The organism is Escherichia fergusonii ATCC 35469, from assembly GCF_000026225.1.
In the GTDB taxonomy this organism is placed as follows: Bacteria; Pseudomonadota; Gammaproteobacteria; order Enterobacterales; family Enterobacteriaceae; genus Escherichia; species Escherichia fergusonii.
In genome coordinates, this window is record NC_011740.1 from 983,490 (window position 1) to 1,007,425 (window position 23,936).

At 49.7% G+C, this 23,936-nt stretch carries 19 protein-coding genes; 10 read left to right on the forward strand and 9 right to left on the reverse strand.

Annotation, left to right across the window (positions count from 1 at the left end; genetic code table 11):
- Positions 1–209 precede the first annotated feature (209 nt).
- A complete protein-coding gene (gene rhtA, locus EFER_RS04895; protein WP_001119533.1) occupies positions 210–1,097 on the reverse strand; it encodes a threonine/homoserine exporter RhtA in 888 nt (295 codons plus the stop codon).
- Positions 1,098–1,447: 350 nt separating this feature from the next.
- On the opposite strand from rhtA, the gene ompX reads away from it, so the two are divergent.
- Positions 1,448–1,963, forward strand: coding sequence for an outer membrane protein OmpX (gene ompX / locus EFER_RS04900; RefSeq protein ID WP_002431641.1), 516 nt, complete (start codon positions 1,448–1,450; stop codon positions 1,961–1,963).
- Positions 1,964–2,030: 67 nt separating this feature from the next.
- On the opposite strand, the gene EFER_RS04905 is transcribed toward ompX, so the two are convergent.
- Both EFER_RS04905 and mntS read right to left on the reverse strand, forming a co-directional pair.
- The gene (locus EFER_RS04905; protein ID WP_002431640.1) at positions 2,031–3,614 is read right to left on the reverse strand and encodes a phosphoethanolamine transferase; all 1,584 of its coding nucleotides are present in this window, start codon (positions 3,612–3,614) and stop codon (positions 2,031–2,033) included.
- A gap of 267 nt (positions 3,615–3,881) precedes the next feature.
- Positions 3,882–4,010, reverse strand: a complete 129-nt coding sequence (gene mntS, locus EFER_RS04910) for a manganase accumulation protein MntS (RefSeq protein WP_015953298.1) — start codon at positions 4,008–4,010, stop codon at positions 3,882–3,884.
- Positions 4,011–4,195: 185 nt separating this feature from the next.
- On the opposite strand from mntS, the gene mntR reads away from it, so the two are divergent.
- Positions 4,196–4,663 (forward strand): manganese-binding transcriptional regulator MntR, encoded by a 468-nt coding sequence (mntR, locus tag EFER_RS04915; RefSeq protein ID WP_000091027.1) that lies wholly within the window; start codon positions 4,196–4,198, stop codon positions 4,661–4,663.
- Positions 4,660–5,775, forward strand: a complete 1,116-nt coding sequence (locus EFER_RS04920) for an anion transporter (protein WP_000009649.1) — start codon at positions 4,660–4,662, stop codon at positions 5,773–5,775. The genes mntR and EFER_RS04920 overlap by 4 nt, the downstream gene beginning before the upstream one ends.
- A gap of 59 nt (positions 5,776–5,834) precedes the next feature.
- On the opposite strand, the gene ldtB is transcribed toward EFER_RS04920, so the two are convergent.
- Positions 5,835–6,755 (reverse strand): L,D-transpeptidase, encoded by a 921-nt coding sequence (ldtB, locus tag EFER_RS04925; protein ID WP_001056390.1) that lies wholly within the window; start codon positions 6,753–6,755, stop codon positions 5,835–5,837.
- Between the two features lie 218 nt (positions 6,756–6,973).
- Here ldtB and EFER_RS04930 point away from each other — a divergent pair, with 218 nt between their 5' ends.
- Positions 6,974–8,566, forward strand: coding sequence for an ABC-F family ATPase (locus EFER_RS04930; RefSeq protein WP_000961458.1), 1,593 nt, complete (start codon positions 6,974–6,976; stop codon positions 8,564–8,566).
- Positions 8,567–8,764: 198 nt separating this feature from the next.
- Here the strand turns inward: EFER_RS04930 and ybiV are convergent, their stop codons facing one another.
- The 3 genes from ybiV to EFER_RS04945 all read right to left on the reverse strand — a co-directional run bounded on the left by ybiV (position 8,765) and on the right by EFER_RS04945 (position 13,063).
- A complete protein-coding gene (gene ybiV / locus EFER_RS04935; protein WP_000114265.1) occupies positions 8,765–9,580 on the reverse strand; it encodes a sugar-phosphatase YbiV in 816 nt (271 codons plus the stop codon).
- Between the two features lie 145 nt (positions 9,581–9,725).
- Positions 9,726–12,158: a glycyl radical protein gene (locus EFER_RS04940; RefSeq protein WP_000209386.1), complete on the reverse strand. Its 2,433-nt coding sequence runs from the start codon at positions 12,156–12,158 to the stop codon at positions 9,726–9,728.
- Positions 12,159–12,163: 5 nt separating this feature from the next.
- Complete coding sequence (locus EFER_RS04945) at positions 12,164–13,063, reverse strand: glycyl-radical enzyme activating protein (RefSeq protein WP_024256406.1); 900 nt, start codon at positions 13,061–13,063, stop codon at positions 12,164–12,166.
- A 130-nt stretch (positions 13,064–13,193) separates the two neighbouring features.
- Between EFER_RS04945 and fsa the strand changes: the two genes are divergently transcribed.
- Positions 13,194–13,856, forward strand: a complete 663-nt coding sequence (gene fsa / locus EFER_RS04950; RefSeq protein ID WP_000424895.1) for a fructose-6-phosphate aldolase — start codon at positions 13,194–13,196, stop codon at positions 13,854–13,856.
- Between the two features lie 86 nt (positions 13,857–13,942).
- Here fsa and moeB read toward each other — a convergent pair whose 3' ends face one another.
- Together moeB and moeA are read right to left on the reverse strand one after the other, a co-directional pair.
- On the reverse strand, positions 13,943–14,692 hold the full coding sequence (gene moeB, locus EFER_RS04955) for a molybdopterin-synthase adenylyltransferase MoeB (protein ID WP_000829243.1): 750 nt from the start codon (positions 14,690–14,692) through the stop codon (positions 13,943–13,945).
- Complete coding sequence (gene moeA / locus EFER_RS04960) at positions 14,692–15,927, reverse strand: molybdopterin molybdotransferase MoeA (RefSeq protein ID WP_000395452.1); 1,236 nt, start codon at positions 15,925–15,927, stop codon at positions 14,692–14,694. The genes moeB and moeA overlap by 1 nt, the downstream gene beginning before the upstream one ends.
- A 233-nt stretch (positions 15,928–16,160) precedes the next feature.
- Between moeA and gsiA the strand changes: the two genes are divergently transcribed.
- The 5 genes from gsiA to EFER_RS04985 all read left to right on the forward strand — a co-directional run bounded on the left by gsiA (position 16,161) and on the right by EFER_RS04985 (position 23,930).
- Positions 16,161–18,032: a glutathione ABC transporter ATP-binding protein GsiA gene (gene gsiA, locus EFER_RS04965; RefSeq protein ID WP_001120553.1), complete on the forward strand. Its 1,872-nt coding sequence runs from the start codon at positions 16,161–16,163 to the stop codon at positions 18,030–18,032.
- Positions 18,033–18,058: 26 nt separating this feature from the next.
- Positions 18,059–19,597 (forward strand): glutathione ABC transporter substrate-binding protein GsiB, encoded by a 1,539-nt coding sequence (gsiB, locus tag EFER_RS04970; RefSeq protein WP_000152884.1) that lies wholly within the window; start codon positions 18,059–18,061, stop codon positions 19,595–19,597.
- Between the two features lie 19 nt (positions 19,598–19,616).
- Complete coding sequence (gene gsiC, locus EFER_RS04975; protein WP_000936071.1) at positions 19,617–20,537, forward strand: glutathione ABC transporter permease GsiC; 921 nt, start codon at positions 19,617–19,619, stop codon at positions 20,535–20,537.
- A gap of 2 nt (positions 20,538–20,539) precedes the next feature.
- The gene (gene gsiD, locus EFER_RS04980; RefSeq protein WP_001175893.1) at positions 20,540–21,451 is read left to right on the forward strand and encodes a glutathione ABC transporter permease GsiD; all 912 of its coding nucleotides are present in this window, start codon (positions 20,540–20,542) and stop codon (positions 21,449–21,451) included.
- A 130-nt stretch (positions 21,452–21,581) separates the two neighbouring features.
- On the forward strand, positions 21,582–23,930 hold the full coding sequence (locus EFER_RS04985) for an EAL domain-containing protein (protein ID WP_000555951.1): 2,349 nt from the start codon (positions 21,582–21,584) through the stop codon (positions 23,928–23,930).
- The last annotated feature ends 6 nt before the right edge of the window (positions 23,931–23,936 follow it).

Genomic DNA, 23,936 nt, shown 5'->3' on the forward strand with positions numbered 1-23,936 from the left:
TCTGTTCCTATCACATTAATAGAATATACAGGCGAGCAAACGGTTAAGTTAACAATATCAAGAAGTTAAATTAAAATTATGGGAATGATTCTTAATTTGGTCACAATCAGGTTATCTTGCATAAATATGCGAGCCTTGCTCGGGAAATAGTGGAGTATATAAAGAGAAATATATCTGCATGGTTATGCAAACCATGCAGAAAAAGTTATTTAATTGACATCGATTTCTTTTATCTTGCTTGCCTGACGCATCGTCAGTGTCGATCCCATGGACGCCGCTATGATGGCACCAAGTGCCAGCAACTGCACAAGCGTCAGTGTTTCACCCAAAAAGATCATTCCGGAAATTGCCGCCAGCGCAGGCTCCATACTCATTAACGTACCAAAGATACGAGTGGGCAGGCGGGTAAGGGCAATCATCTCCAGTGAGTAAGGCAGTGCCGTTGAGAGTACGGCAACTGCCAGGCCGAGTGGAATCACCGACCAGTGCCAGAGGGCTTCACCGGCCTGCATGGCACCAATTGGTACAAAGACCATTGCCGCTATCAACGACCCGATAGCCACGGTTGCCGGGCCATGCTCAGCGCCAGCGCGTTGCCCGGTAAGGATATAGATAGCCCAACAAGCACCTGCGCCCAGGGCCATAGCTGCACCTTTGAGATCGACATGCGATACATCCTGTCCCAATGGTAATAAAAACCACAGGCCAAGAACGGCCAATACGACCCAGATAAAGTCAACGGGGCGACGAGAAGAAAACAGTGCTACTGCCAGAGGGCCGGTGAACTCAAGCGCTACGGCAATACCCAGAGGCACTGTCTGAATGGCGAGATAAAACAGATAGTTCATTGCCCCCAGTGACAAGCCATAAAAGAGAAGTGGCAGCCGTTGTTCCTTCGCGAAACGCAGTCGCCAGGGCTTAAAAAAGGCAATCAGGATAAGTGTGCCCAACGCCAGGCGCAGAGCTGTCACACCCGGCGCACCCACCAGTGGAAATAACGATTTTGCCAATGAGGCTCCGCTCTGGATTGAGCTCATCGCCACCAGCAAAATCAAAATGGGTAACCAGACTGGTAGCTTACGTTTTGACCCCGGCATCCTTACTCCTGTTTATGTTCGTAGTGATAATCGCCAGGGAGTTTAATGGAAATACCTGATGACGGTTGAGTGTTTGTTGAAAAAAATTTTGCCAAATCTCCTAAAATGACTTTTTGTTGATGGATTAATAAGCTGCGTGATTAGGATTAATCTGGATGATGCACCATTGTAATTGCGTATTTAAGGTGCTTTTATTGGGATAATCTCTTTAAATTTAAATGGTTAACAGCTTGTGGAAACGTTCTGTTACACGAAATGGCGCGTTAGACAGCGCAAATCGCAAAGAGTTTCCCATCAATATTTGATATATTTAAAACTTAGGACTTATTTGAATCACATTTGAGGTGGTTATGAAAAAAATTGCATGTCTTTCAGCACTGGCCGCAGTTCTGGCTTTCACCGCAGGTACTTCTGTAGCTGCTACTTCTACCGTAACTGGCGGTTACGCTCAGAGTGATGCTCAGGGCAAAATGAACAAAATGGGCGGTTTCAACCTGAAATACCGCTACGAAGAAGACAACAGCCCGCTGGGTGTAATCGGTTCTTTCACTTACACCGAGAAAAGCCGCACTGCACACTCTGGTGACTACAACAAAACCCAGTACTACGGCATCACTGCTGGTCCGGCTTACCGTATCAACGACTGGGCAAGCATCTATGGTGTAGTGGGTGTTGGCTACGGTAAATTCCAGACCACTGACTACCCGACCTACAAACACGACACCAGCGACTACGGTTTCTCCTACGGTGCTGGTCTGCAGTTCAACCCAATCGAAAACGTTGCGCTGGACTTCTCCTATGAACAAAGCCGCATCCGTAACGTTGACGTTGGCACCTGGATTGCTGGTGTAGGTTACCGTTTCTAATAATCACTTCGGTGATATAAAAAATCCGCCTCTTGTGGGCGGATTTTTTTTACAGCTATCAACAGAATTACGATTTGGTATCGAAAATATCAGCGCCCAGGTGAGTATAGTCCACCTTCTCGAGTTTGAAGTTGGTGATATAAACCGGTCCGGCATTGTGTTCAGAAATAAAACGATAATTTGGCTGGATTTCTTTCGCACTGATCCCCGTCCACTGCGAGAAAAAGCTCAGAAAATCATTCGCTGAACGGCGGGCTTTGATTTTGCGATGCGCTTTATCATCACTGGAAAGGACCATAAAAGGCACCTGAAAATTTTGCTGGAATTTATCGTCATGGGCCAGATACTGTACTTCTTTTCCACGCTCTTTAAACGCCAGTCCGTGGTCGGAGAAATAGACCATCGAGAAACTCTCGCCACTATTGCGTAGTTGATCGTAGATTTTTTTAAGCAAATCATCTGTTTGCTTAATACTGTAGAGATAGCAGGATGTCTCTTTTGACTGCACAAAGGTTTCATATTTTCCTTGTGTACGGTCACAAGCTTGCGGGTGTGAGCCCATTAAATGCAGAACAATCAGCTGCGGCTGTGAGCGGTCAGTTGCCAGCACTTGTGCTGTCATCTGCAGTAAATCTTCATCACGACTATTTTTATCTGCTTCAAAATCGCCATTTTTCAGAAAATGGACTTCATCCGCGCGTTTGGCGATGCTGGCAATTGCGGTGTCATATTCACCAATTTGCCCCTGGTTGGAAAACCACCATGTCTGGAAACCTGCCCGGTTCGCCAGAGTGACAAAGTTGTCCTGATATTGTGGTTTACCATCGACGACACGGTTAAGTGTCAAACCAAGAGATTTTTGTGTGGAGCCGCTGGCAGCGACGTAATCAGTAAACAAGTAGCCGTTAACGCTACTGGCGAAAGGCGTGTTATCCCAATGACCGCCAAAGGCACCAAGCGCATCACGACGGACACTCTCGCCAATGACCACCACGTAGGTATGATATTTTGGTTTGACGGCAGTAACAGTCCAGCTATCTTTCATGCCTGCAAGTTTCGCCATCCGCTCCTGCTCTTCAATGACCTCGTTATTATTAACGATGACATCCTTAGCAAAACGAAATACCGGATAACCTGTATCTTTCAGTTTAAAGACGCCACCCCAGGCCAGATTTTGCAAGGGCGCTACAAAGAAAGCGGCCACGCTAAACACCAGACACAGGCTGTCGAATTTATTCCAGCGTGCTTTTTCTGCTTCTTTTTTACGACGCAGGGCAATCACCCCAAGGGCAAAAATAAACACACCTATCAGGTAGCTGTACCACGGAAAAATGGTCAGCATCTCGGTGGACTCTTCCATATTCGTGGAATGTAGCGCCAGCAGAGTGTTGAAGTTTGGTGCGCCGTAGGTCTGCGCAAAGGGAAAATAGCAAGCAGCGACCAGTGAGCAGATACCGATCACCCCTTTTTGCAAACGAGGAACTGTCCGCCAGAGCAGTAATAAAATAGCGGTGAATGCAACGGTATATAGCAGGCTAAATGGATAGCCCAACCCAAGGTTAATTAACAGAGACTGCAAAAAGTAAAACCCGGTCCACGGGCTTAAAACCCGGCGACGGGAGATTAGAGACTCTTTCAGAGTTAAATTCATATGCCAGTATCGCAAAAACGCCATGTGCTAACCCTGGCGCCAAGGGTCAAAACCTGCTGAGAGTGCGTGAAGAGGGGATTGGGTCCGCATCTGCGAGCCGCATATTACGCAGGGCTGCGCAAAGATAGAGCGAGCCGCTGTTAAGGTCAACTGCTGGCAGTAAATCTTTTGCGAAGAAGTTAGCAAAACCGATAAAAAGTGTGGCTATTAGCAACAGTTTAAGACAGCCAATAACCTGGCAGTGAGGAGCGGCGTACCGCGACGCCGCTATTTATCGGAAGGTTTATCTTGCTGCGGTTTGTTGTTGAACATATCGCACAGCATGGAGAGCAGCATTAACCGTACTTTAAAGGGAGAGTGACTGAACACGCGCATACACCTCTTGAACTCGTTCATAAGACCTCCTGACTTGCTAATCCCGTCGATCCTTGCGGAATGATTGCGTTACATACAGATATAGCACAGGCTATATTATATAGCTATTGCTAAAACGTTAAATTTTTGTGCCTGGACAACTCTGGTTTACAATGTGCGCACTTAAAGAGAACGCCATAAATGCGTCACCAGAATGAGGAAGCACAATGAGTCGTCGCGCAGGTACGCCAGTAACAAAAAAAGTGACGCAGTTAGTGAATGTTGAAGAGCATGTTGAAGGGTTTCGCCAGGTCCGGGAGGCGCATCGTCGTGAGCTTATCGACGATTATGTTGAGTTGATTTCTGATTTGATCAGAGAAGTTGGTGAAGCGCGGCAAGTGGATATGGCTGCCCGACTTGGTGTTTCGCAACCTACCGTTGCAAAAATGCTTAAGCGTCTGGCATCAATGGATCTGATTGAAATGATCCCGTGGCGTGGGGTGTTCTTAACGGCGGAAGGGGAGAAACTGGCGCAAGAAAGCCGTGAGCGCCACCAGATTGTAGAAAATTTTCTGTTAGTGCTTGGTGTCAGCCCGGAAATTGCCCGCCGTGATGCTGAGGGTATGGAACATCATGTCAGTGCAGAAACACTTGAAGCGTTCCGTCTGTTTATTCAACAGCAGGGCGTAAAATGAGTTTTCCTCTTTTACGATCGCTTCAGCGCGATCATTTTTTTCAACTTTTAGTTCTTGTTGGTATTGGCCTAAGTTTTTTTGTTCCCTTTACCCCAAAATCCTGGCCTGGCGCCATTGACTGGCACACCATCATTACTCTCAGTGGGCTAATGTTGTTGACCAAGGGCGTGGAGTTAAGTGGCTATTTTGATGTGCTGGGTCGCAAAATGGTGCGCCGCTTTGCCACAGAGCGTCGGCTGGCAATGTTTATGGTACTTGCAGCGGCGCTGCTTTCTACCTTTCTGACCAACGATGTCGCGCTGTTTATTGTTGTTCCGCTGACGATCACGCTCAAAAGACTGTGTGAGATCCCGGTGAATCGGCTGATTATTTTTGAGGCCCTGGCGGTGAACGCCGGATCGCTCCTGACGCCGATTGGCAATCCACAAAATATCCTTATCTGGGGACGTTCTGGCCTTTCGTTTGCCGGGTTTATTGCCCAAATGGCACCGCTGGCGGGGGCGATGATGGTGACTTTGTTGGCATTGTGCTGGTGTTGTTTCCCTGGAAAGGCGCTGCAATACCATACGGGGGCGCAAACACCAGAATGGAAACCGCGGCTGGTGTGGAGTTGTCTGGGGCTGTATATCGTCTTTTTGACGGCGCTGGAGTTAAAACAAGAGCTGTGGGGACTGGTGATTGTGGCGGCGGGCTTTGCGCTGCTGGCACGTCGCGTGGTGCTCAGTGTGGACTGGACGCTGCTGCTGGTGTTCATGGCGATGTTTATCGACGTCCATTTACTAACCCAACTGCCAGCTTTGCAGGGCGTCTTGAGTAACGTGAGTCATTTATCCGAACCCGGATTATGGTTAACGGCAATCGGTTTATCGCAGGTGATCAGTAACGTGCCGGGTACTATTTTGCTGCTGAACTATGTACCGCCGTCGTTGCTGCTGGCCTGGGCGGTGAATGTTGGCGGTTTTGGCTTGCTGCCTGGCTCACTGGCGAACTTGATTGCGTTACGCATGGCGAATGATCGCCGTATCTGGTGGCGTTTTCATCTTTACTCGATACCCATGTTACTGTGGGCGGCTCTGGTAGGATATGGGTTGATTCTACTCAAGGCTGGGTAAGGGCTGGCAAATAAAAAAGGCGGATTATCAGTCCGCCTTTTACATTCAGTCAGTGAAGATTAATTCAGACGAACGGGCATCCCGGAACGGTTTTTAATCGCTTCATCCAGAACAACCTGATCGACGTCTGGCTGGCTGGTGACACTCTGCACACTCTTCGTCAGCTTGATCGGCACAATTTCCTGACCTTCAAATTGCGCTTCCGTGGTAGACAGCGGGTTATGGACTTCAATGTAACGGCTGCCATCTGGTTCGGTGGTTGCTTTCACTGGCTCATCAATAAACTGTACGCGAGTTCCAACGGGAACTTGCTCGAACAGGAACTTGATATCTTCATTACGCAGACGCACACAACCGTGACTTACACGCAAGCCAATGCCGAAGTTAGCGTTGGTGCCGTGAATCGCATACAGACGACCGATATACAATGCATAAAGCCCCATCGGGTTATCCGGGCCAGCCGGAACGACCGCCGGAAGCGGTTCGCCCGCAGCGCGGTACTCTGCGTGCATTTTGGCGGTTGGCGTCCAGGTCGGGCCTGCTTTCTTACGTTCAACCTTCGTCGTCCAGTTGATTGGGGTGTCTTTACCTAACTGACCAATACCAATTGGTAGCACAATTACGGTGTTGGTGCCTTTCGGATAGTAGTACAGACGCATTTCTGCGCTGTTGATGACGATACCTTCATGAACAGTATCCGGCAGGATCAGTTGCTGAGGAATATTCAGTACTGTACCGCCTTTTGGCAGGAAGATATCCACACCTGGGTTAGCTTCCATCATGTTAGATAAGCCCATCTGGTACTCGGTCGCAAAGTACTCCAGCGGCTGAGAGTTACCTTCCGGAATGGTCACGACCTGATTCTGACCAACCAGGCGACTCCCGTCGGTTGGCAGGGGATAAGTTACCGCAGAAGCGGTACTGCAAAAGCCGACAACAGCGAAGGCCGCTGCGAATAACGTTTTCAATTTCATGTTCATGTTATGCGAGATTTAGTGCCTGGCAGGCCATTGGGTTGAGAATATTAGAGTATTGGAAGCGCATTATAAGTTCATTCCTGCTCACAGTGAAATCAGATGTGTACGAAATCACATTTTTTGCCTTTGGGAAGAGTGTAGACCTTAAGCGGGGGACGGGATCTTCTTTCAGACTTATGGCATAATACGCGGTTTGTCATATCTCTTTTCAGGATACGCCTGTGTTAGTTTCCAGTAACGTCACCATGCAGTTCGGCAGTAAGCCGTTGTTTGAAAACATTTCCGTCAAATTTGGCGGCGGCAACCGTTACGGCCTGATTGGCGCGAACGGTAGTGGTAAATCCACCTTTATGAAGATCCTCGGCGGCGACTTAGAGCCGACGTTGGGTAACGTTTCCCTCGATCCCAACGAGCGCATTGGTAAGCTGCGTCAGGATCAGTTTGCCTTTGAAGAGTTCACCGTGCTGGATACGGTGATCATGGGGCATAAAGAGTTGTGGGAAGTGAAGCAGGAGCGCGACCGTATCTATGCTTTGCCGGAAATGAGTGAAGAAGACGGTTATAAAGTGGCCGATCTGGAAGTAAAATACGGCGAAATGGATGGTTACTCTGCGGAAGCTCGCGCCGGTGAACTGTTGCTTGGCGTGGGAATTCCAGTGGAACAGCACTACGGCCCGATGAGTGAAGTAGCTCCTGGCTGGAAGCTGCGTGTGCTGCTGGCGCAGGCGCTGTTTGCTGATCCAGACATTCTCCTGCTCGACGAACCGACCAACAACCTCGACATCGACACCATTCGTTGGCTGGAACAGGTGCTGAACGAGCGTGATAGCACCATGATCATCATCTCGCACGACCGTCACTTCCTTAACATGGTTTGTACCCACATGGCGGATCTGGATTACGGCGAACTGCGCGTTTATCCAGGCAACTACGATGAGTACATGACGGCGGCGACTCAGGCGCGTGAACGTCTGCTGGCTGATAACGCCAAGAAGAAAGCGCAGATTGCTGAGTTGCAATCTTTCGTTAGCCGCTTTAGCGCCAACGCCTCGAAATCTCGCCAGGCGACTTCGCGTGCGCGCCAGATTGATAAAATCAAACTGGAAGAGGTGAAAGCCTCCAGCCGTCAGAACCCGTTCATCCGTTTTGAGCAGGATAAGAAACTGTTCCGTAACGCGCTGGAAGTGGAAGGTCTGACCAAAGGGTTTGATAACGGTCCACTGTTTAAAAATCTCAACCTGCTGCTGGAAGTGGGCGAAAAACTGGCGGTATTGGGTACCAACGGCGTCGGTAAATCAACGCTGCTGAAAACGTTGGTGGGCGATCTGCAACCGGATAGTGGCACCGTAAAATGGTCTGAAAACGCGCGCATTGGTTACTATGCTCAGGACCACGAATATGAGTTTGAAAATGATCTGACCGTGTTCGAATGGATGAGCCAGTGGAAGCAGGAAGGCGATGACGAGCAGGCAGTACGCAGCATTCTCGGTCGTTTGCTGTTCAGCCAGGACGACATCAAAAAGCCAGCGAAAGTGCTTTCCGGTGGAGAAAAAGGGCGGATGCTGTTTGGTAAGTTAATGATGCAGAAGCCGAATATTCTGATCATGGACGAACCGACCAACCACCTGGATATGGAATCTATCGAGTCGCTGAACATGGCGCTGGAACTGTATCAGGGTACGCTGATCTTTGTTTCTCACGACCGTGAGTTTGTAAGTTCCCTGGCGACCCGTATTCTGGAAATCACCCCGGAACGCGTGATCGACTTTAGCGGTAATTACGAAGATTACCTGCGTAGTAAAGGGATCGAGTAAGTTATTGTCAGTAGCCCTGATATGGTCAGGGCTACTGAAACTGATGACAAATGCAAAATTGCCTGATGCGCTACGCATATCAGGGCTGGCAGTGTATCGCAATATATTGAATTTGCATGATTTTATAGGCCGGATAAGGCGGTCACGCCGCATCCGGCATAATGACGTGCATTTTCTCAATGAACTGAATGGCAATTATCAAAGAGTAAAAGGCGGTTTATTTTCCAGCACCGCCTGAATCACATTCAGCGCGCCTTCATGATTATTATCATCGGTAGTGTAACGGGCGATTTGTTTAATGTTTTCCGCAGCATTGCCCATCGCAAAGGAATAACGTGCCATTTTCAGCATCTCTGCATCGTTACCGCTGTCGCCAATCGCTACCACATTTTGCGGCGACAGAGCCCAGCGTTTCAGTAATCGCGAAATACCGTTTGCTTTATGCAGGCCGGGAATAATCAGGTCGATAAAGCCAAAACCGCTGGTGACGGGCTTCATAATGCCATCGAGCGTAATATGCAGTTTGTCGATCACTAACGGGATTTGTTCGTCAGGCAGGTTGAGCGAAAACTTGAACAGTACATCATCAATATCCTGGTAATCTTTCACAGGTTTCAGACGATGGTAGTGTTTTGCCATTAGCGCGACGAATGCTTCTGGCGCATTCTCACTGACATACGCGCTTTGCAAACCGCAGGCAACAAAATTGAGCTGCTTGTCTTTCAGCAGTTCACCAATGACAACTCTTGATTCATGTCGGGTCAATTCGCCGTGGAATAACTGCTTGCCATGTTCGTAAACCAGTGCGCCGTTTTCCGCGACAAAAGAGATCTCATCCTTTAGCTCAGGAAAGAACGAAATAAGCTGGTAATACTGATTACCGCTGGCGACAACGAACTCAATGCCGCGCTTTTTAAGTTCCTGATACTGCGCCATAAAACGTGGTTGGTTGTACGTTTTGGCGTCGTTAAGAAAAGTACCGTCCATGTCTGTGACGATAACTTTTACGCTCATAGGTGTGCTCCTGGCTCGAAAATGAAACCGTAACAGTGTAATAACAATGTGACGCAGAGCACAAATTATATTTCGAATGAAAGTGAGAGCGGAATTGATGATGTGAATGATTTGGCCCGGCGACGACGCCGCCGGGCTGAGGGGATTACAGCATGTGTTCGGTACGGGCGATGATATCGTCCTGTGCGTCTGGAGAGAGCGCGGTGAAGAAGGCGGAATAACCCGCTACGCGTACCACCAGATCGCGGTATTGATCCGGATGTTTCTTCGCCTCCAGCAATGTTTCGCGGGAAACAATGTTGTACTGAATATGCCAGCCTTTATGCACTTCAAAGAAGGTACGCAGCAGGATCATCAGTTTCTGTTTGTCAGATTCATTCTCCAGCGTTGCCGGATTCAGTTTCTGGTTGAGCAGCACGCCGCCGAGAATTGCTGCCGTAGGCAGTTTACCCACCGAGCCAATGACCGCAGTAGGGCCGAGATGGTCAGTACCGGAGGCCGGACTAGCGCCTTCTGCCAGCGGGGTATGTGCTTTACGTCCGTCCGGCGTTGCCATAGTCTGCGCGCCAAACGGTACGTTAGCGGAGATAGACGATGTGCCCGCATAATAGTTGCCGCCAATCGGACCACGACCGTAGCGCGGGTTATGGTACTGCTTCAGTTCGTCGATATAGGTCTGATAAGCGCGAGCCAGCAGCGTATCGACAGTATCATCGTCGTTGCCGTACTTCGGCGCGCCGTTAATCAGCCGCTGACGCAGCTGCTCGTGCGTCAGGCCGTCGAAGTCATCCGCCAGTGCGGCAGCCAGTTGTTGCTGACCAATCGCGCCCTGTTCAAACACCAGTTTCTTCACTGCCGCCAGGCTGTTGCCGAGGTTAGCAATGCCGACCTGCAGGCCAGAAACCCAGTCATACTTCGCGCCGCCTTGTTTAATGCTTTTCGCTCGCTCAATACAGTCATCCACCAGCGCCGAGCAGAGAATATCGTGCACGTTCTCTTCCAGCATGGTGTCGACGACATATTCGATTTCGATCGATTTGCGGGTGTAGTAACGGATTTGCGTATCCCACGCGTCCATTACTTCATCGAAGTTGTTGAAGTTACCCGCTGACAACGCTTTTTCTTGTGGCAGGAACACTTTGCCGCTGGTGGCATCACGACCGCCTTCCAGCGCCGCCAGCATCACGCGGGCGAAGTTGATAAAGCTCATCCCGGTGCAGCGATAGCCCCATTTACCGCCGACAGCGGTTTCGATACAACCAATCGCTGCGTAGTCGTAAGCGTCCTGCGGTTCAATACCGAGTTTAATAAATTCCGGGATCACGATTTCGTCGTTGTTGAACGCCGGCATCCCGAAGCCGCAGCGGATCACCTGTACGCAGGCATCGAGGAAATCGTTACTCATTCCCGCGTGGTAGCGCACGCTGAGGTTAGGCTGAGTGGAACGCAGGCGGCCGCAAGATTCGAGGATTGCGTAAGAGAGTGGATTCACCGCGTCCATCGGCTGACCATCAACCAGATTTTGCCCGCCAATGGTGACGTTCTGATACAGCGGACTTCCCGCAGAGGCTTTTGAGTGCGAGCCGGAGCGGATCTTGTTCACTTCCAGCAGTTTCAGCCAGCAGCTATGTAGCATCTCGATGGCGTGTTCGCGATCCAGCGTCTGGTTCAGTTCAACGTCGCGGCGATAGTACGGGTAGAGATACTGGTCCATACGACCAAACGATACCGAGTGTCCGTTGGATTCGATCTGCAAAATCAACTGGATGAAGTAGCACAGTTGCAGCGCTTGCCAGAAAGTCTGCGGCGGCTGGTGGGCGATAAGGTCGCAGTTTTCGGCCATCGCCAGCAATTCATCGCGACGGCTTTCGCGGGGTTCGGTAGCGGCCATTTCACGCGCCAGGGCAGCGAAACGTTCAATATGTTCACTGACCGCCACCAACACGATATCAATCGCTTTCAGGAACTGCTCGCCGTGCAGATCTTCCAGCACGGTCAGGTTAATACGCGAGCGGCGCTCCGCCACTTTCTCGCGCAGACCATCAAGCCCTTTTTCCAGCAACAGCGGGAAATTGACCGCCAGGTGCGCATCGCCGGAGGTCATATTACCTTCCGCTTTAATGATACCGGTCGCCAGCAGGCCTTTTTGCTCATCGGTAAACATGCCATAGCAGCGATCCTGTACGGTCTGACCGCGCCACCACGGGCACACTTCATGCAGAACGCGTTTGTTCTCTTCGCTCACCGCAAAACCTGCACCCGGACGATCCGCCAGATCATCAATCTCTTTTTCGATCCAGGAGACGGTATATTCCGGGAAGATCGGCGCGGCGCGAACTTCGCTTGCCTGGTTGCCGATGATCAACTCATCGTGCTTGATCCAAATAGTGCGATTCGCCAGGTGATGGGCCAGCGCCAGAGCGCGACGTACCGGGATCGGCTTATCGAGATGTTGTTGATACATCTCGGTATAGTGCTGCGCGCGCTCGGTACAGACCGGCGGTTTCACAATATTCACCAGCGCATTTTTGTGCGCTTTAATGCGGTCGCTGAGCGTGTCCAGTTTCAGTGTGGTCATGGTTGTTATCCTCGTAAGGTCGCGGTTAACCCTTTCTGGCAGGCATACTGCTGGGCAAAGTCGAGCAGTTCTGGCGCATCAAGCGGTTTTTCCGGGGCGTCATAGGGCAGATTAAGTAAGTGATATTTGTTGATGCCCAGCGTGTGGTAGGGCAGGAAATGAATTTCGCCGACGTGCAGCTCGTCGGCGGCAAAATCAGTAATGGCTTTCACAGAGGTTTCATCGGCATTAAAGCCCTGAATCAACGGCACGCGGATGATGATTTTTTTCCCCGCCGCAGCGAGTTTTTTCAGGTTATCCAGCACTCTGGCGGCGTTACCGTCGGTCCACTGTTTAAACGGCACGTCGGCAACGTGTTTTAAATCGGCAAGAAACAGATCGATATAGGGCAGAGAAGGGGCGATGTATTTCCACGGCACATGCAGACAGGTTTCTACCGCAGTATGAATACCGGCTTCGTGGCTGGCTTGCAGTAGCCCCATCGCCATTTCCGGCTGCATAAACGGCTCACCACCGGAAAGCGTTAAGCCGCCGCCGCTGCGATCGTAAAACGGTTTGTCGCGCAGAACAGTCGCCATGATCTCCTCTACGCTTTTCACTTCACCACACACAGTTAACGCCTGTGTCGGGCAGCAGTCGGTTAACGCCGTCAGATGCTCCGGGGTTAACTTTTCCCGATGAATAAGCAAACCATTCAGCGCGCGCTCAATCACTTCCGGCGCGGTCTTAGCGCACAGCTCGCAGCCTTCCAGACACAGACGTGCGTCATACAGAAGATCCTGCGTGCGGGCGCGGCTTTCCGGGTTCTGACACCAGCGGCAGCCCAGTGAACAGCCTTTAAGAAAAACGACCGTGCGGATACCGGGGCCGTCATGGGTCGAGTAGCGCTGAATATTGAAAATCATAGTTGCCTCTCTGTTTCGTTCAAACATTAAAATACTTTCGAATGAAAGTTAGATTGATGTGCGTCAACTGTTCAGAGAGTTTTCCCGTGATAGTCTACATTCAGACAAAAAGTACATTTTGAGGATGGTTATGGAACTGTATCTGGATACTTCAGACGTTGTTGCGGTGAAGGCGCTGTCACGTATTTTTCCGCTGGCGGGTGTGACCACTAACCCAAGTATTATCGCCGCGGGTAAAAAACCGCTGGAGGTGGTACTTCCGGAGCTTCACGAAGCGATGGGCAGTCAGGGGCGTCTGTTTGCCCAGGTAATGGCTACCACTGCCGAAGGGATGGTGAATGATGCACGTAAACTGCGTTCTATTATTGCAGATATCGTGGTGAAAGTTCCGGTGACTGCCGAGGGGCTGGCTGCTATTAAAATGTTAAAAGCAGAAGGTATTCCGACGCTTGGTACGGCAGTGTATGGCGCGGCACAAGGGCTGCTGTCGGCGCTGGCAGGTGCGGAGTACGTTGCACCTTACGTCAACCGAATTGATGCTCAGGGCGGTAGCGGTATTCAAACTGTGACCGATTTACACCAGTTATTGAAAATGCATGCGCCGCAGGCGAAAGTGTTAGCCGCGAGTTTCAAAACCCCGCGTCAGGCGCTGGACTGCTTATTGGCAGGATGTGAATCAATTACTCTGCCACTGGATGTGGCGCAGCAGATGATTAGCTATCCGGCAGTTGATGCCGCAGTGGCGAAGTTTGAGCAGGACTGGCAGGGGGCTTTTGGTAAAACGTCGATTTAACAGGGCGCTTGTCATCCTCATAAATTGCTGATGACGTGGCAGAGTGCACCGATGCCTGCCGCGTCTTATCAGGCCTACGGTGGCAATTACTGCCCGCACACCTCACACCCCGGATTGCGCATCAGTTTCATTTCGCGAAACTGACAGGTCATCGCATCGTACATCACGATTTTACCGCTGGCAGGTTTGCCATAACCTGCCAGCAGTTTGATCGCTTCCATTGCCTGCAACGAACCAATCACCCCAATCAACGGTGCCATCACGCCCGCTTCCACACAGGTTAGCGCGTTCTCGCCAAACAAACGGCTAAGGCAGCGATAGCACGGCTCACCGTCCTGATAAGTAAAGACCGTGATTTGCCCTTCCATACGAATTGCCGCACCGGAAACCAGCGGCACCTTAGCAGCAAAACAGCCCGCGTTCAGTTGATTACGTACTGCAACGTTATCCGTGCAGTCGAGCACCAGATTGTGTTCAGCAATCAACGCAGCAAGCTCCGCGTCATCAAGCAACGCATTTACCGGCGTAATCGCGATATGTGGATTGATTCGCGCCAGGGCGTCACGGGCGGATTCTACTTTCGGTTGCCCGACCGTGGCATCACTGTGCAGCGTCTGGCGCTGTAAATTTGAGAGCGAAACCGTGTCGAAGTCGAGCAGCGTCAGGTTACCGACGCCCGCGCTTGCCAGATATTGCGAGGCCGCACAGCCGAGTCCACCCAGGCCAACTACCAGCACGCGGGAATCTTTCAATGCTTCCTGACCGTCAAAATCAAAACCACGCAGGATGATTTGCCGATTGTAGCGCAGCATCTCCTGATCGCTGAGTTCCGCCATTACAGGCCTCCGAACAACGCGTTAAACGGTTCTACTTCCACCCATTCGCCCGCTTCAACATTGCCGCGATCGCGCTCCAACACGATAAAGCAGTTGCCGAGGCTAAAGGAGCTAAATATATGTGAACCCTGATGCCCGGTGGTCGTGACTTCCAGTTCGCCGTCGGCGTTGCGTTGCAGCACGCCGCGCTGGAAATCAAGACGTCCTGGGGATTTCTTCAGACGAGATGCCGTGCGTACGCGCTGACGGGCGGGCAGGCCACTGGCGATGTTGCCGCTTAATTTAGCCAGCAAAGGTTGTACTAATTGATAGAAGGTCAGCGTTGCTGAAACCGGATTGCCCGGCAGGCCGCAGAACCAGCTATTAGCGAGTTTACCGAACGCGAACGGTTTGCCCGGTTTAATCGCCAGCTTCCAGAAGGCAATCTCGCCCAGTTCTTCGAGAATGGTTTTGGTGTAATCCGCCTCACCAACCGAAACACCGCCGGAACTGATCACCACATCCGCCTGGCTGTCGGCTTCAATAAATGCGGCGCGCAGGGCATGTGGATCGTCGCGAATAATCCCTAAGTTGATTACCTCGCATCCCAGCTGTTCTAACATCAGGTGTACGGCGAGACGGTTGGTATCGTAGATTTGGCCGTCGCCCAGCGGCTGGCCTGGCAACTGGAGTTCATCACCGGTAGAAAACAGCGCTACACGCACTTTACGAATCACCGGAACTTCGGCAATTCCCAGTGAAGCAATTACTGGCAGCTCTGCGGTAGTCAGGCGTGTTCCCGCTGGGAAAACAACCGCACCCGCAGAGATATCTTCACCGCGACGGCGAATATTTTGCCCGCTACGCACTTCAGCAGTAAAACACACGCCATTGTCCGTTTGTTCAGTCTGTTCCTGCATGACCACCGCTTCGCAGCCTTCCGGCACCGGCGCACCGGTCATAATACGAATGCAGGTGCCCGCAGGCCATTCACCATGATACGGCTGACCGGCAAAGGATTTACCGGCAATGGGCAGCGGTTGCCCGGAGGCAATATCGGCTAAACGCACCGCGTAGCCGTCCATAGCGGAGTTATCAAACCCCGGGACATCAAGCGGCGAAACGACATCGCTCGCCAGAATACGACCAAAACACTGTACCAGCGGCAATGTCTCAACGGCTGTCAGCGGGGAAACTCGCGACAACATCTCAGAAAGGGCCGTATCAAGCGGCATAAGTCCGGCGTTAAATTCCATGAATCGACTCCTGCGGGGCAAAAATGAGATCTTCCTATTATGTCAGAAAAGCGCCTCAGACTGTATGCCACCTCGGATGTAGCGTTTTACATGCCGGGCGATACTTTCTTTATGCAAAAATCGAATGAATATTTGCCAGGAAATCTGATATTTATAAAAAGTTATAGAGTTGTATCAATTGTATGTTTATGTTGTTCGACACCTGACTTTCCATGCTATGTAAGGAGCTGACGTTGCCACACAGTGCTGAACTTGAGGTCAATGATGTGCTGGCAGTCAGCAATCTGACTATCCACTTTCATCATGAACAGCAACAAATCGCAGCCGTGCGTGATCTCTCATTTACGCTTCAGCGGGGAGAAACGCTGGCGATTGTGGGGGAGTCAGGTTCTGGCAAATCAGTAACGGCACTGGCGTTGCTGCGACTCATTGAACAGTCTGGTGGTCAGGCTAGCAGTCAACAAATGTTGTTACGCAGACGTAATCGCGAAGTGATTGAGCTAAGTGAGCAAAGCCAGGCGCAAATGCGGCATATTCGTGGTGCCGATATTGCGATGATATTTCAGGAGCCAATGACCTCGCTCAACCCGGTGTTTACCGTCGGTGAGCAGATCGCGGAATCTATTCGCTTGCATCAGGGCGTTGGTAAAGAAGAGGCGCTGGCTGAAGCGAAACGGATGCTTGATCAGGTACGTATTCCTGATTCCCACACCATTCTTTCACGTTATCCGCATCAGCTGTCTGGCGGAATGCGACAGCGTGTGATGATTGCTATGGCGTTATCATGCCGCCCGGCGATTCTGTTAGCAGATGAACCGACCACAGCACTGGATGTCACAATTCAGGCGCAAATCCTGCAATTAATCAAAGTATTGCAACAGGATTTATCCATGGGGGTTATTTTTATTACCCATGATATGGGCGTAGTCGCTGAAGTAGCTGATCGTGTGTTGGTCATGCATCAGGGGCAAGCCGTTGAGACGGGGAGCGTGGAGAACATTTTCCATGCGCCACAGCATCCCTACACTCAGGCGTTATTAGCTGCAGTCCCGCGCCTTGGTGCAATGAAAGGGCAGGCATTTCCGCGCCGTTTTCCATTGATCTCGCTGGACGACCCGCAAAAACGGGAACCTCAGGCAGAACAAAATACCGTAGTGCCGGGTGAGCCAATCTTACAGGTGCGCAATCTGGTGACACGTTTTCCCTTGCGTAGTGGCTTGCTTAATCGCATTACCCGTGAAGTTCATGCCGTTGAAAATATCAGTTTTGATCTCTGGCCGGGCGAAACCCTGGCGCTGGTGGGAGAGTCAGGATGTGGGAAATCTACCACCGGGCGGGCATTGCTCAGACTGGTAGAGATGCAAAGCGGAGCGATTACTTTTCAAGGTCAGCGTATTGATTTGTTATCTGATTATCAGTTGCAGCCGTTGCGTCGTGATATTCAGTTTATTTTTCAGGACCCGTACGCTTCGCTCGACCCACGTCAGACGGTAGGGTACTCCATCATGGAGCCACTACGTGTCCATGGGTTACTACAAGGAAAAGCGGCAGCCGCACGTGTTGCAGAGCTGTTGGAGCGCGTCGGGTTACTCCCGGAACATGCGCTGCGCTACCCTCATGAGTTCTCTGGTGGTCAGCGGCAACGGATCTGTATTGCCCGTGCCCTGGCCCTTAATCCAAAAGTTATTATTGCCGACGAAGCTGTCTCGGCACTGGATGTTTCGATCCGTGGGCAAATCATTAATCTCTTACTTGATCTTCAAAAAGAGTTTGGTATCGCCTTCATTTTTATTTCTCACGATATGGCAGTTGTTGAGCGTATCAGTCACCGCGTGGCGGTGATGTACCTTGGGCAGATTGTCGAGATAGGCCCACGTCGCGCGGTATTTGAAGATCCACAGCATCCTTATACCCGTAAATTGTTAGCTGCAGTTCCGGTGGCGGAGCCTGGCCGCCATCGACCACAACGCGTTTTACTGTCAGATGATTTACCCGGCAACATCTACAAACGGGGCGAATCTCCTCCCCCAATGACATTGCAATTAGCAGGACCTGGGCACTACGTTGCGCGCCCAACAACAGAACATGTGCTATCGCGTGTTTAACTACAGACAGGGTTCAGGAAAACAATATGACAATCAAGAAAGCCCGTAACTGGTGGCTAGCCCTCGGCGTGACCAGCGTTCTGGTGGCACCTTCGGTGTTTGCAGCGAAAGATGTGGTCGTTGCAGTAGGATCAAATTTTACGACTCTTGATCCTTACGATGCCAATGACACGTTATCGCAAGCGGTAGCGAAATCGTTTTATCAGGGATTATTTGGTCTTGATAAAGATATGAAGCTGAAAAATGTGCTGGCAGAGAGTTATACCGTTTCGGATGACGGTCTGGTCTATACCCTGAAATTGCGTGACGGGATAAAGTTTCAGGATGGTAGCGATTTTAATGCCACGGCAGTTAAAGCCAATCTCGATCGCGCCAGCAATCCGGGCAATCATCTCAAGCGTTACAACCTGTACAAAAATATTGCAAAAACAGACGTGATTGATGACAGGACAGTTGCTATCACCCTGAAACAACCATTCTCAGCGTTTATTAATATCCTTGCCCATCCGGCAACCGCAATGATCTCGCCTGCGGCACTGGAAAAATATGGTAAGGACATTGGTTTTCACCCGGTAGGTACGGGGCCGTATGAGCTCGAGACCTGGAATCAGACCGACTTTGTAAAAGTGAAAAAATTTGCCGGGTACTGGCAACAAGGTCTGCCGAAGCTTGACTCCATTACCTGGCGTCCGGTCGCTGATAATAATACCCGTGCGGCGATGCTCCAGACCGGAGAAGCGCAGTTTGCCTTTCCCATTCCTTATGAACAGGCCGCGTTGCTGGAAAAAAATAAAAACTTACAGCTGGTTGCCAGTCCGTCAATTATGCAGCGTTATATCAGCATGAACGTGACACAAAAACCGTTCGATAATCCGAAGGTGCGTGAGGCGCTGAACTATGCCATTAACCGTCAGGCATTGGTGAAAGTGGCATTTGCTGGTTACGCCACTCCGGCAATGGGTGTGCTGCCTCCCGCAATCGCCTATGCGCAAAGTTATCAACCATGGCCTTATGACCCGGCAAAAGCACGGAAATTATTAAAAGAGGCCGGTTATCCCAACGGATTCAGTACTACGCTCTGGTCATCGCATAATCACAGTACTGCCCAAAAGGTGCTGCAATTTACCCAACAACAACTGGCACAAATTGGTGTAAAAGCGCAAGTGACGGCGATGGATGCCGGGCAACGTGCGGCAGAAGTGGAAGGTAAAGGGCAAAAAGAGAGTGGTGTGAGGATGTTTTATACCGGCTGGACGGCATCCACCGGCGAAGCGGACTGGGCATTGTCACCGCTGTTCGCTTCACAAAACTGGCCGCCCACTCTGTTTAATACTGCTTTTTACAGTAATAAACAGGTGGATGAGGATTTAGCGGCTGCACTAAAAACAACTCAACCGGCAGAAAAAGCGCGACTTTATAAAGATGCTCAGGACATTCTCTGGAAAGAGTCGCCGTGGATCCCGCTGGTGGTGGAAAAGCTGGTGTCGGCGCACAGTAAGAATTTGACAGGCTTTTGGATTATGCCCGATACCGGTTTCAGTTTTGATGATGCAGATTTGCAATAAGCAATAATCAAGGAGTTGAATGCTTAATTATGTACTCAAGCGCCTGCTGGGGCTGATCCCAACACTGCTGATTGTGGCGGTGTTGGTGTTTTTATTTGTCCATCTGCTGCCAGGTGACCCCGCACGTTTGATTGCCGGGCCGGAAGCTGACGCACAGGTAATTGAACTGGTGCGCCAACAGTTAGGGCTGGATAAGCCATTACACGTTCAGTTCTGGCATTACATCACCAGTGTAGTGCAGGGCGATTTTGGCACGTCGATGGTTTCTCGTCGCCCGGTATCTGAAGAGATCGCCAGTCGCTTTATGCCGACATTATGGCTAACTCTTACCAGTATGATCTGGGCTGTCTTGTTTGGTATGGCGGCAGGAATTGTCGCCGCTGTCTGGCGTAATCGCTGGCCAGATCGTCTTAGTATGACGCTGGCGGTATCGGGTATTTCCTTTCCGGCCTTTGCCCTTGGCATATTGCTGATGCAGATCTTTTCCGTTGAGCTTGGTTGGTTGCCGACAGTGGGCGCTGAAAGCTGGCAACACTATATTTTGCCATCTGTTACCCTGGGTGCTGCGGTGGCATCGGTAATGGCGCGTTTTACCCGAGCTTCTTTTGTCGATGTGCTGAGCGAAGATTATATGCGCACAGCACGAGCCAAAGGGGTGAGCGAAACCTGGGTTGTGCTAAAACATGGGCTGCGTAATGCCATGATCCCGGTGGTAACCATGATGGGGCTACAGTTTGGCTTTCTGCTGGGCGGATCGATTGTCGTCGAAAAAGTGTTTAACTGGCCGGGGCTGGGGCGTTTGCTGGTCGATTCGGTGGAAATGCGAGATTACCCGGTAATTCAGGCGGAAGTGCTGCTATTTTCGCTGGAGTTTATTCTAATCAACTTGCTGGTGGATGTTCTGTACGCCGCCATCAATCCCGCAATCAGGTACAAGTAAGGATGCAATTATTTAACTGGCGCCGTCAGGCGATCATGAAGTCTATGCCACTGGTTGAACCTGGGCAGGTGAGGACCCCCTGGTATGAGTTCTGGCGTCGTTTTCGCCGTCAGCGAGTGGCGATGCTCGCCGCAGTGTTTGTTCTGCTGCTGATTATCGTGGCGATCTTTGCGCCGTGGCTAACTCCATATGATGCAGAAAACTATTTCGATTATGAAAGTCTGAACAGTGGTCCCTCGTTGCAGCACTGGTTTGGTGTCGATTCACTTGGGCGTGATATTTTTAGTCGGGTACTGGTCGGAGCCCAAATCTCGCTGGCTGCCGGGGTTTTCGCTGTTCTGTCAGGCGCGGTGCCCGGCACTTTATTGGGGTTGTTTGCGGGTTATTACGGTGGCTGGTGGGATCGCGTAATTATGCGAATTTGTGATGTGTTATTCGCTTTTCCGGGGATTTTGCTGGCCATCGCCGTGGTAGCGATTCTCGGTAGTGGTATCGCGAATGTGATTATTGCCGTGGCGATTTTCTCGATTCCGGCGTTTGCCCGCCTGGTGCGTGGCAACACATTGGTATTGAAGCAGCAAACATTCATAGAGTCAGCGCGCAGTATCGGCGCCAGCAATATGTCCATAATTTTCAATCACATCTTGCCAGGTACGGTGTCGTCCATTGTGGTTTTTTTCACCATGCGTATTGGCACCGCAATTATCTCTGCTGCCAGTCTTTCGTTCCTTGGCCTGGGGGCGCAACCACCTACGCCAGAATGGGGCGCAATGCTTAATGAGGCAAGGGCCGATATGGTGATCGCTCCGCATGTTGCTATCTTCCCGACGGTGGCGATTTTCCTGACAGTACTGGCGTTTAACCTGCTGGGTGATGGACTGCGGGATGCATTGGATCCAAAGATGAAAGTATAAAACCTGTGAAATAATTGCATCACGTAAGTATTGTGTATTTTGCCTGATTTTGTAGAATCAGGCCATTTGATTAACCGCCGCGCCATACTTAGCGGTGTAATGAGTAACCAATACTTAGTTAATTATTGTCATGCATAGTTTGTACGAAAAGATTAAGATTAGATTGATAATTCTTTTTCTACTGGCTGCGCTATTATTTATTGGCCTGTTTTATGTATTAAACCTTGAACTGGTTTCTGACAGAGCCATAAAAAATGCTGAAAACAGATTTGAGCTAATTGAAAAGAATATTGGCTATTTTTTTAACGATATTGAAAGAGATGCCCTAACACTTAAAGATTCTCTTTATATGCTACGTAGAGAAGATGAGATTATCCGCGCAGCATTATTAAAAATGGAATCAATGCCTTATCTCGATACCATTGGTTTGGTCATGGATAACGGTAAATATTTACTCTTTACCCGTGGTGTGAATAATAAAATAAATGTTTATCACCAGAATAAAATCAACGGACCGTTAGTTGATCAGGCAGGCAGGGAGGTCTTTAAACAGTTTAATCCTAATAAACGCCCGTGGTCGGAAACGTTAGTCAATGAAAATAGTGGCTGGAGTGAAGCTTATAATTGCTTCGAACGTCCGGGTAAAAAATGTATCTCATGGACATTAGCCATTAACGGTAAAGATCGAGAGCTACTGGCAATTGACAGAATACATGTTGATCTGAACTGGCGACACTTAAATGAGTATCTTGATAAAATCAGCAGTGGTGGTGAAGTTCTTTTCCTGCAACAGGGTAACGTGGTTATCGCCAAAAACAACAACGCACGAGAAAAACTGATCGTTTATAATGGAGAAGGTAATTATCACATTATAGACTCGAACGACACCTATTATATTTCACAACGCGCTCAGGTGCCGAATCATCCACTATTTGATATTTATTTTTATTATCCAATCGGGAGTTTATTCAGTACTGCAGATAAATATGTCTATATCTCCTTTGTCTTTATTATTGCAGTATTGGTAGTGCTGTATGCAATAAGTGTCAGGATCTTGCGTGGGCAGTTTTCAGAAATGACCTCACTGGTAACCGCGCTGGAATTCTTACCAGACTCTGCAGACGAAAACCAGGCATTAAAAATTCATGATGGCGATGCGAAAGAGATAATCAGTATTAAAAATTCGATTGCTGAAATGAAAGGGGCGGAAATTGAGCGCTCGAATAAACTACTGTCACTGATCTCTTATGATCAGGAAAGTGGCTTTATAAAGAATATGGCGATTATTGAATCGAATAATCGTCAGTACCTGGGGGCCGGGATGATTAAATTCTGCGGTCTGGAATCTCTGGAGGCTGTTTTTGGTGTAGAAGAGCGTAACAAAGTCGTCAAAGTTCTCTGCCGCCGTATTGCCGAAAAATTTGCTCAAAGTTGCGATATTGTCACGCTTTCCAGTGATCTCTACTTCCTGTTATGCCGGGAAAATGTGCGTGCTTTTGCGAATAACATTGCCCTGGTTGAGACGTTTGAAAAAGGTCTGGGTTACCGGAATATCCGTATTCATAATTCGGCGATTTATGAGTTTCTCAAAGGTGAGGCTGCTTACGGTTACGTTGAGAAACTCAAACTGGCCCTATCCAGTATTCGCAATCATATGTTCTCTGAGTTCATTCTTTGCGATAACGATAAACTTAATGAAATAGAAGAGAACATCTGGATCTCACGTAATATTCGTCGGGCAATGAAAGAGGGCGAACTTTTCCTCGTTTACCAGCCTATTGTTGATATTCGTAGCCAGGGGATCCTTGGGGCAGAAGCACTCTGCCGTTGGGTGTCTGAGGAACGGGGTAATATTTCGCCACTGAAATTTATTTCGATTGCAGAAGATATCGGTTTTATTAATGAGTTAGGGAACTGGATCATTGAGACCGCTATGCACGAATTTGCGGAGTTCAGGGCAAAGGCGCAACTGCGGGAAGATTTCCATCTGCATATTAATGTCTCGCCCTGGCAACTTAATGAACCTCTGTTCTATGAACGGATTATGGCGTGTCTCAGCAGTAGTGGTCTGCAACCGCAACAGATTTGTATTGAGATCACTGAAACAGTGGTTGAACGTATTAATGACTATTTCTATCAGAATATTGCGGTATTCAGAGAACAAGGTTTTACCATTGCTATCGATGACTTCGGTACAGGTTTATCTAACCTGAAACGCTTTTATGAGATTAATCCTGACAGCATCAAGATTGATTATGAGTTTACATCCGATATTTTTGGTACTGCGGGGAAAATTATCCAGGTGATATTAGATCTTGCGCAAGATAACCATATTCCGGTTGTTGCAGAAGGTGTCGAAACACCAGAGATTGCCAGTGCGTTAATGGATATTGGCTGTGTACAGGCGCAGGGGTATCTGTATCAGAAACCGTTGCCATTTTCAGCATGGGATATCAGTGGAAAGTTAGTGAAAGAGTAAAAAAGG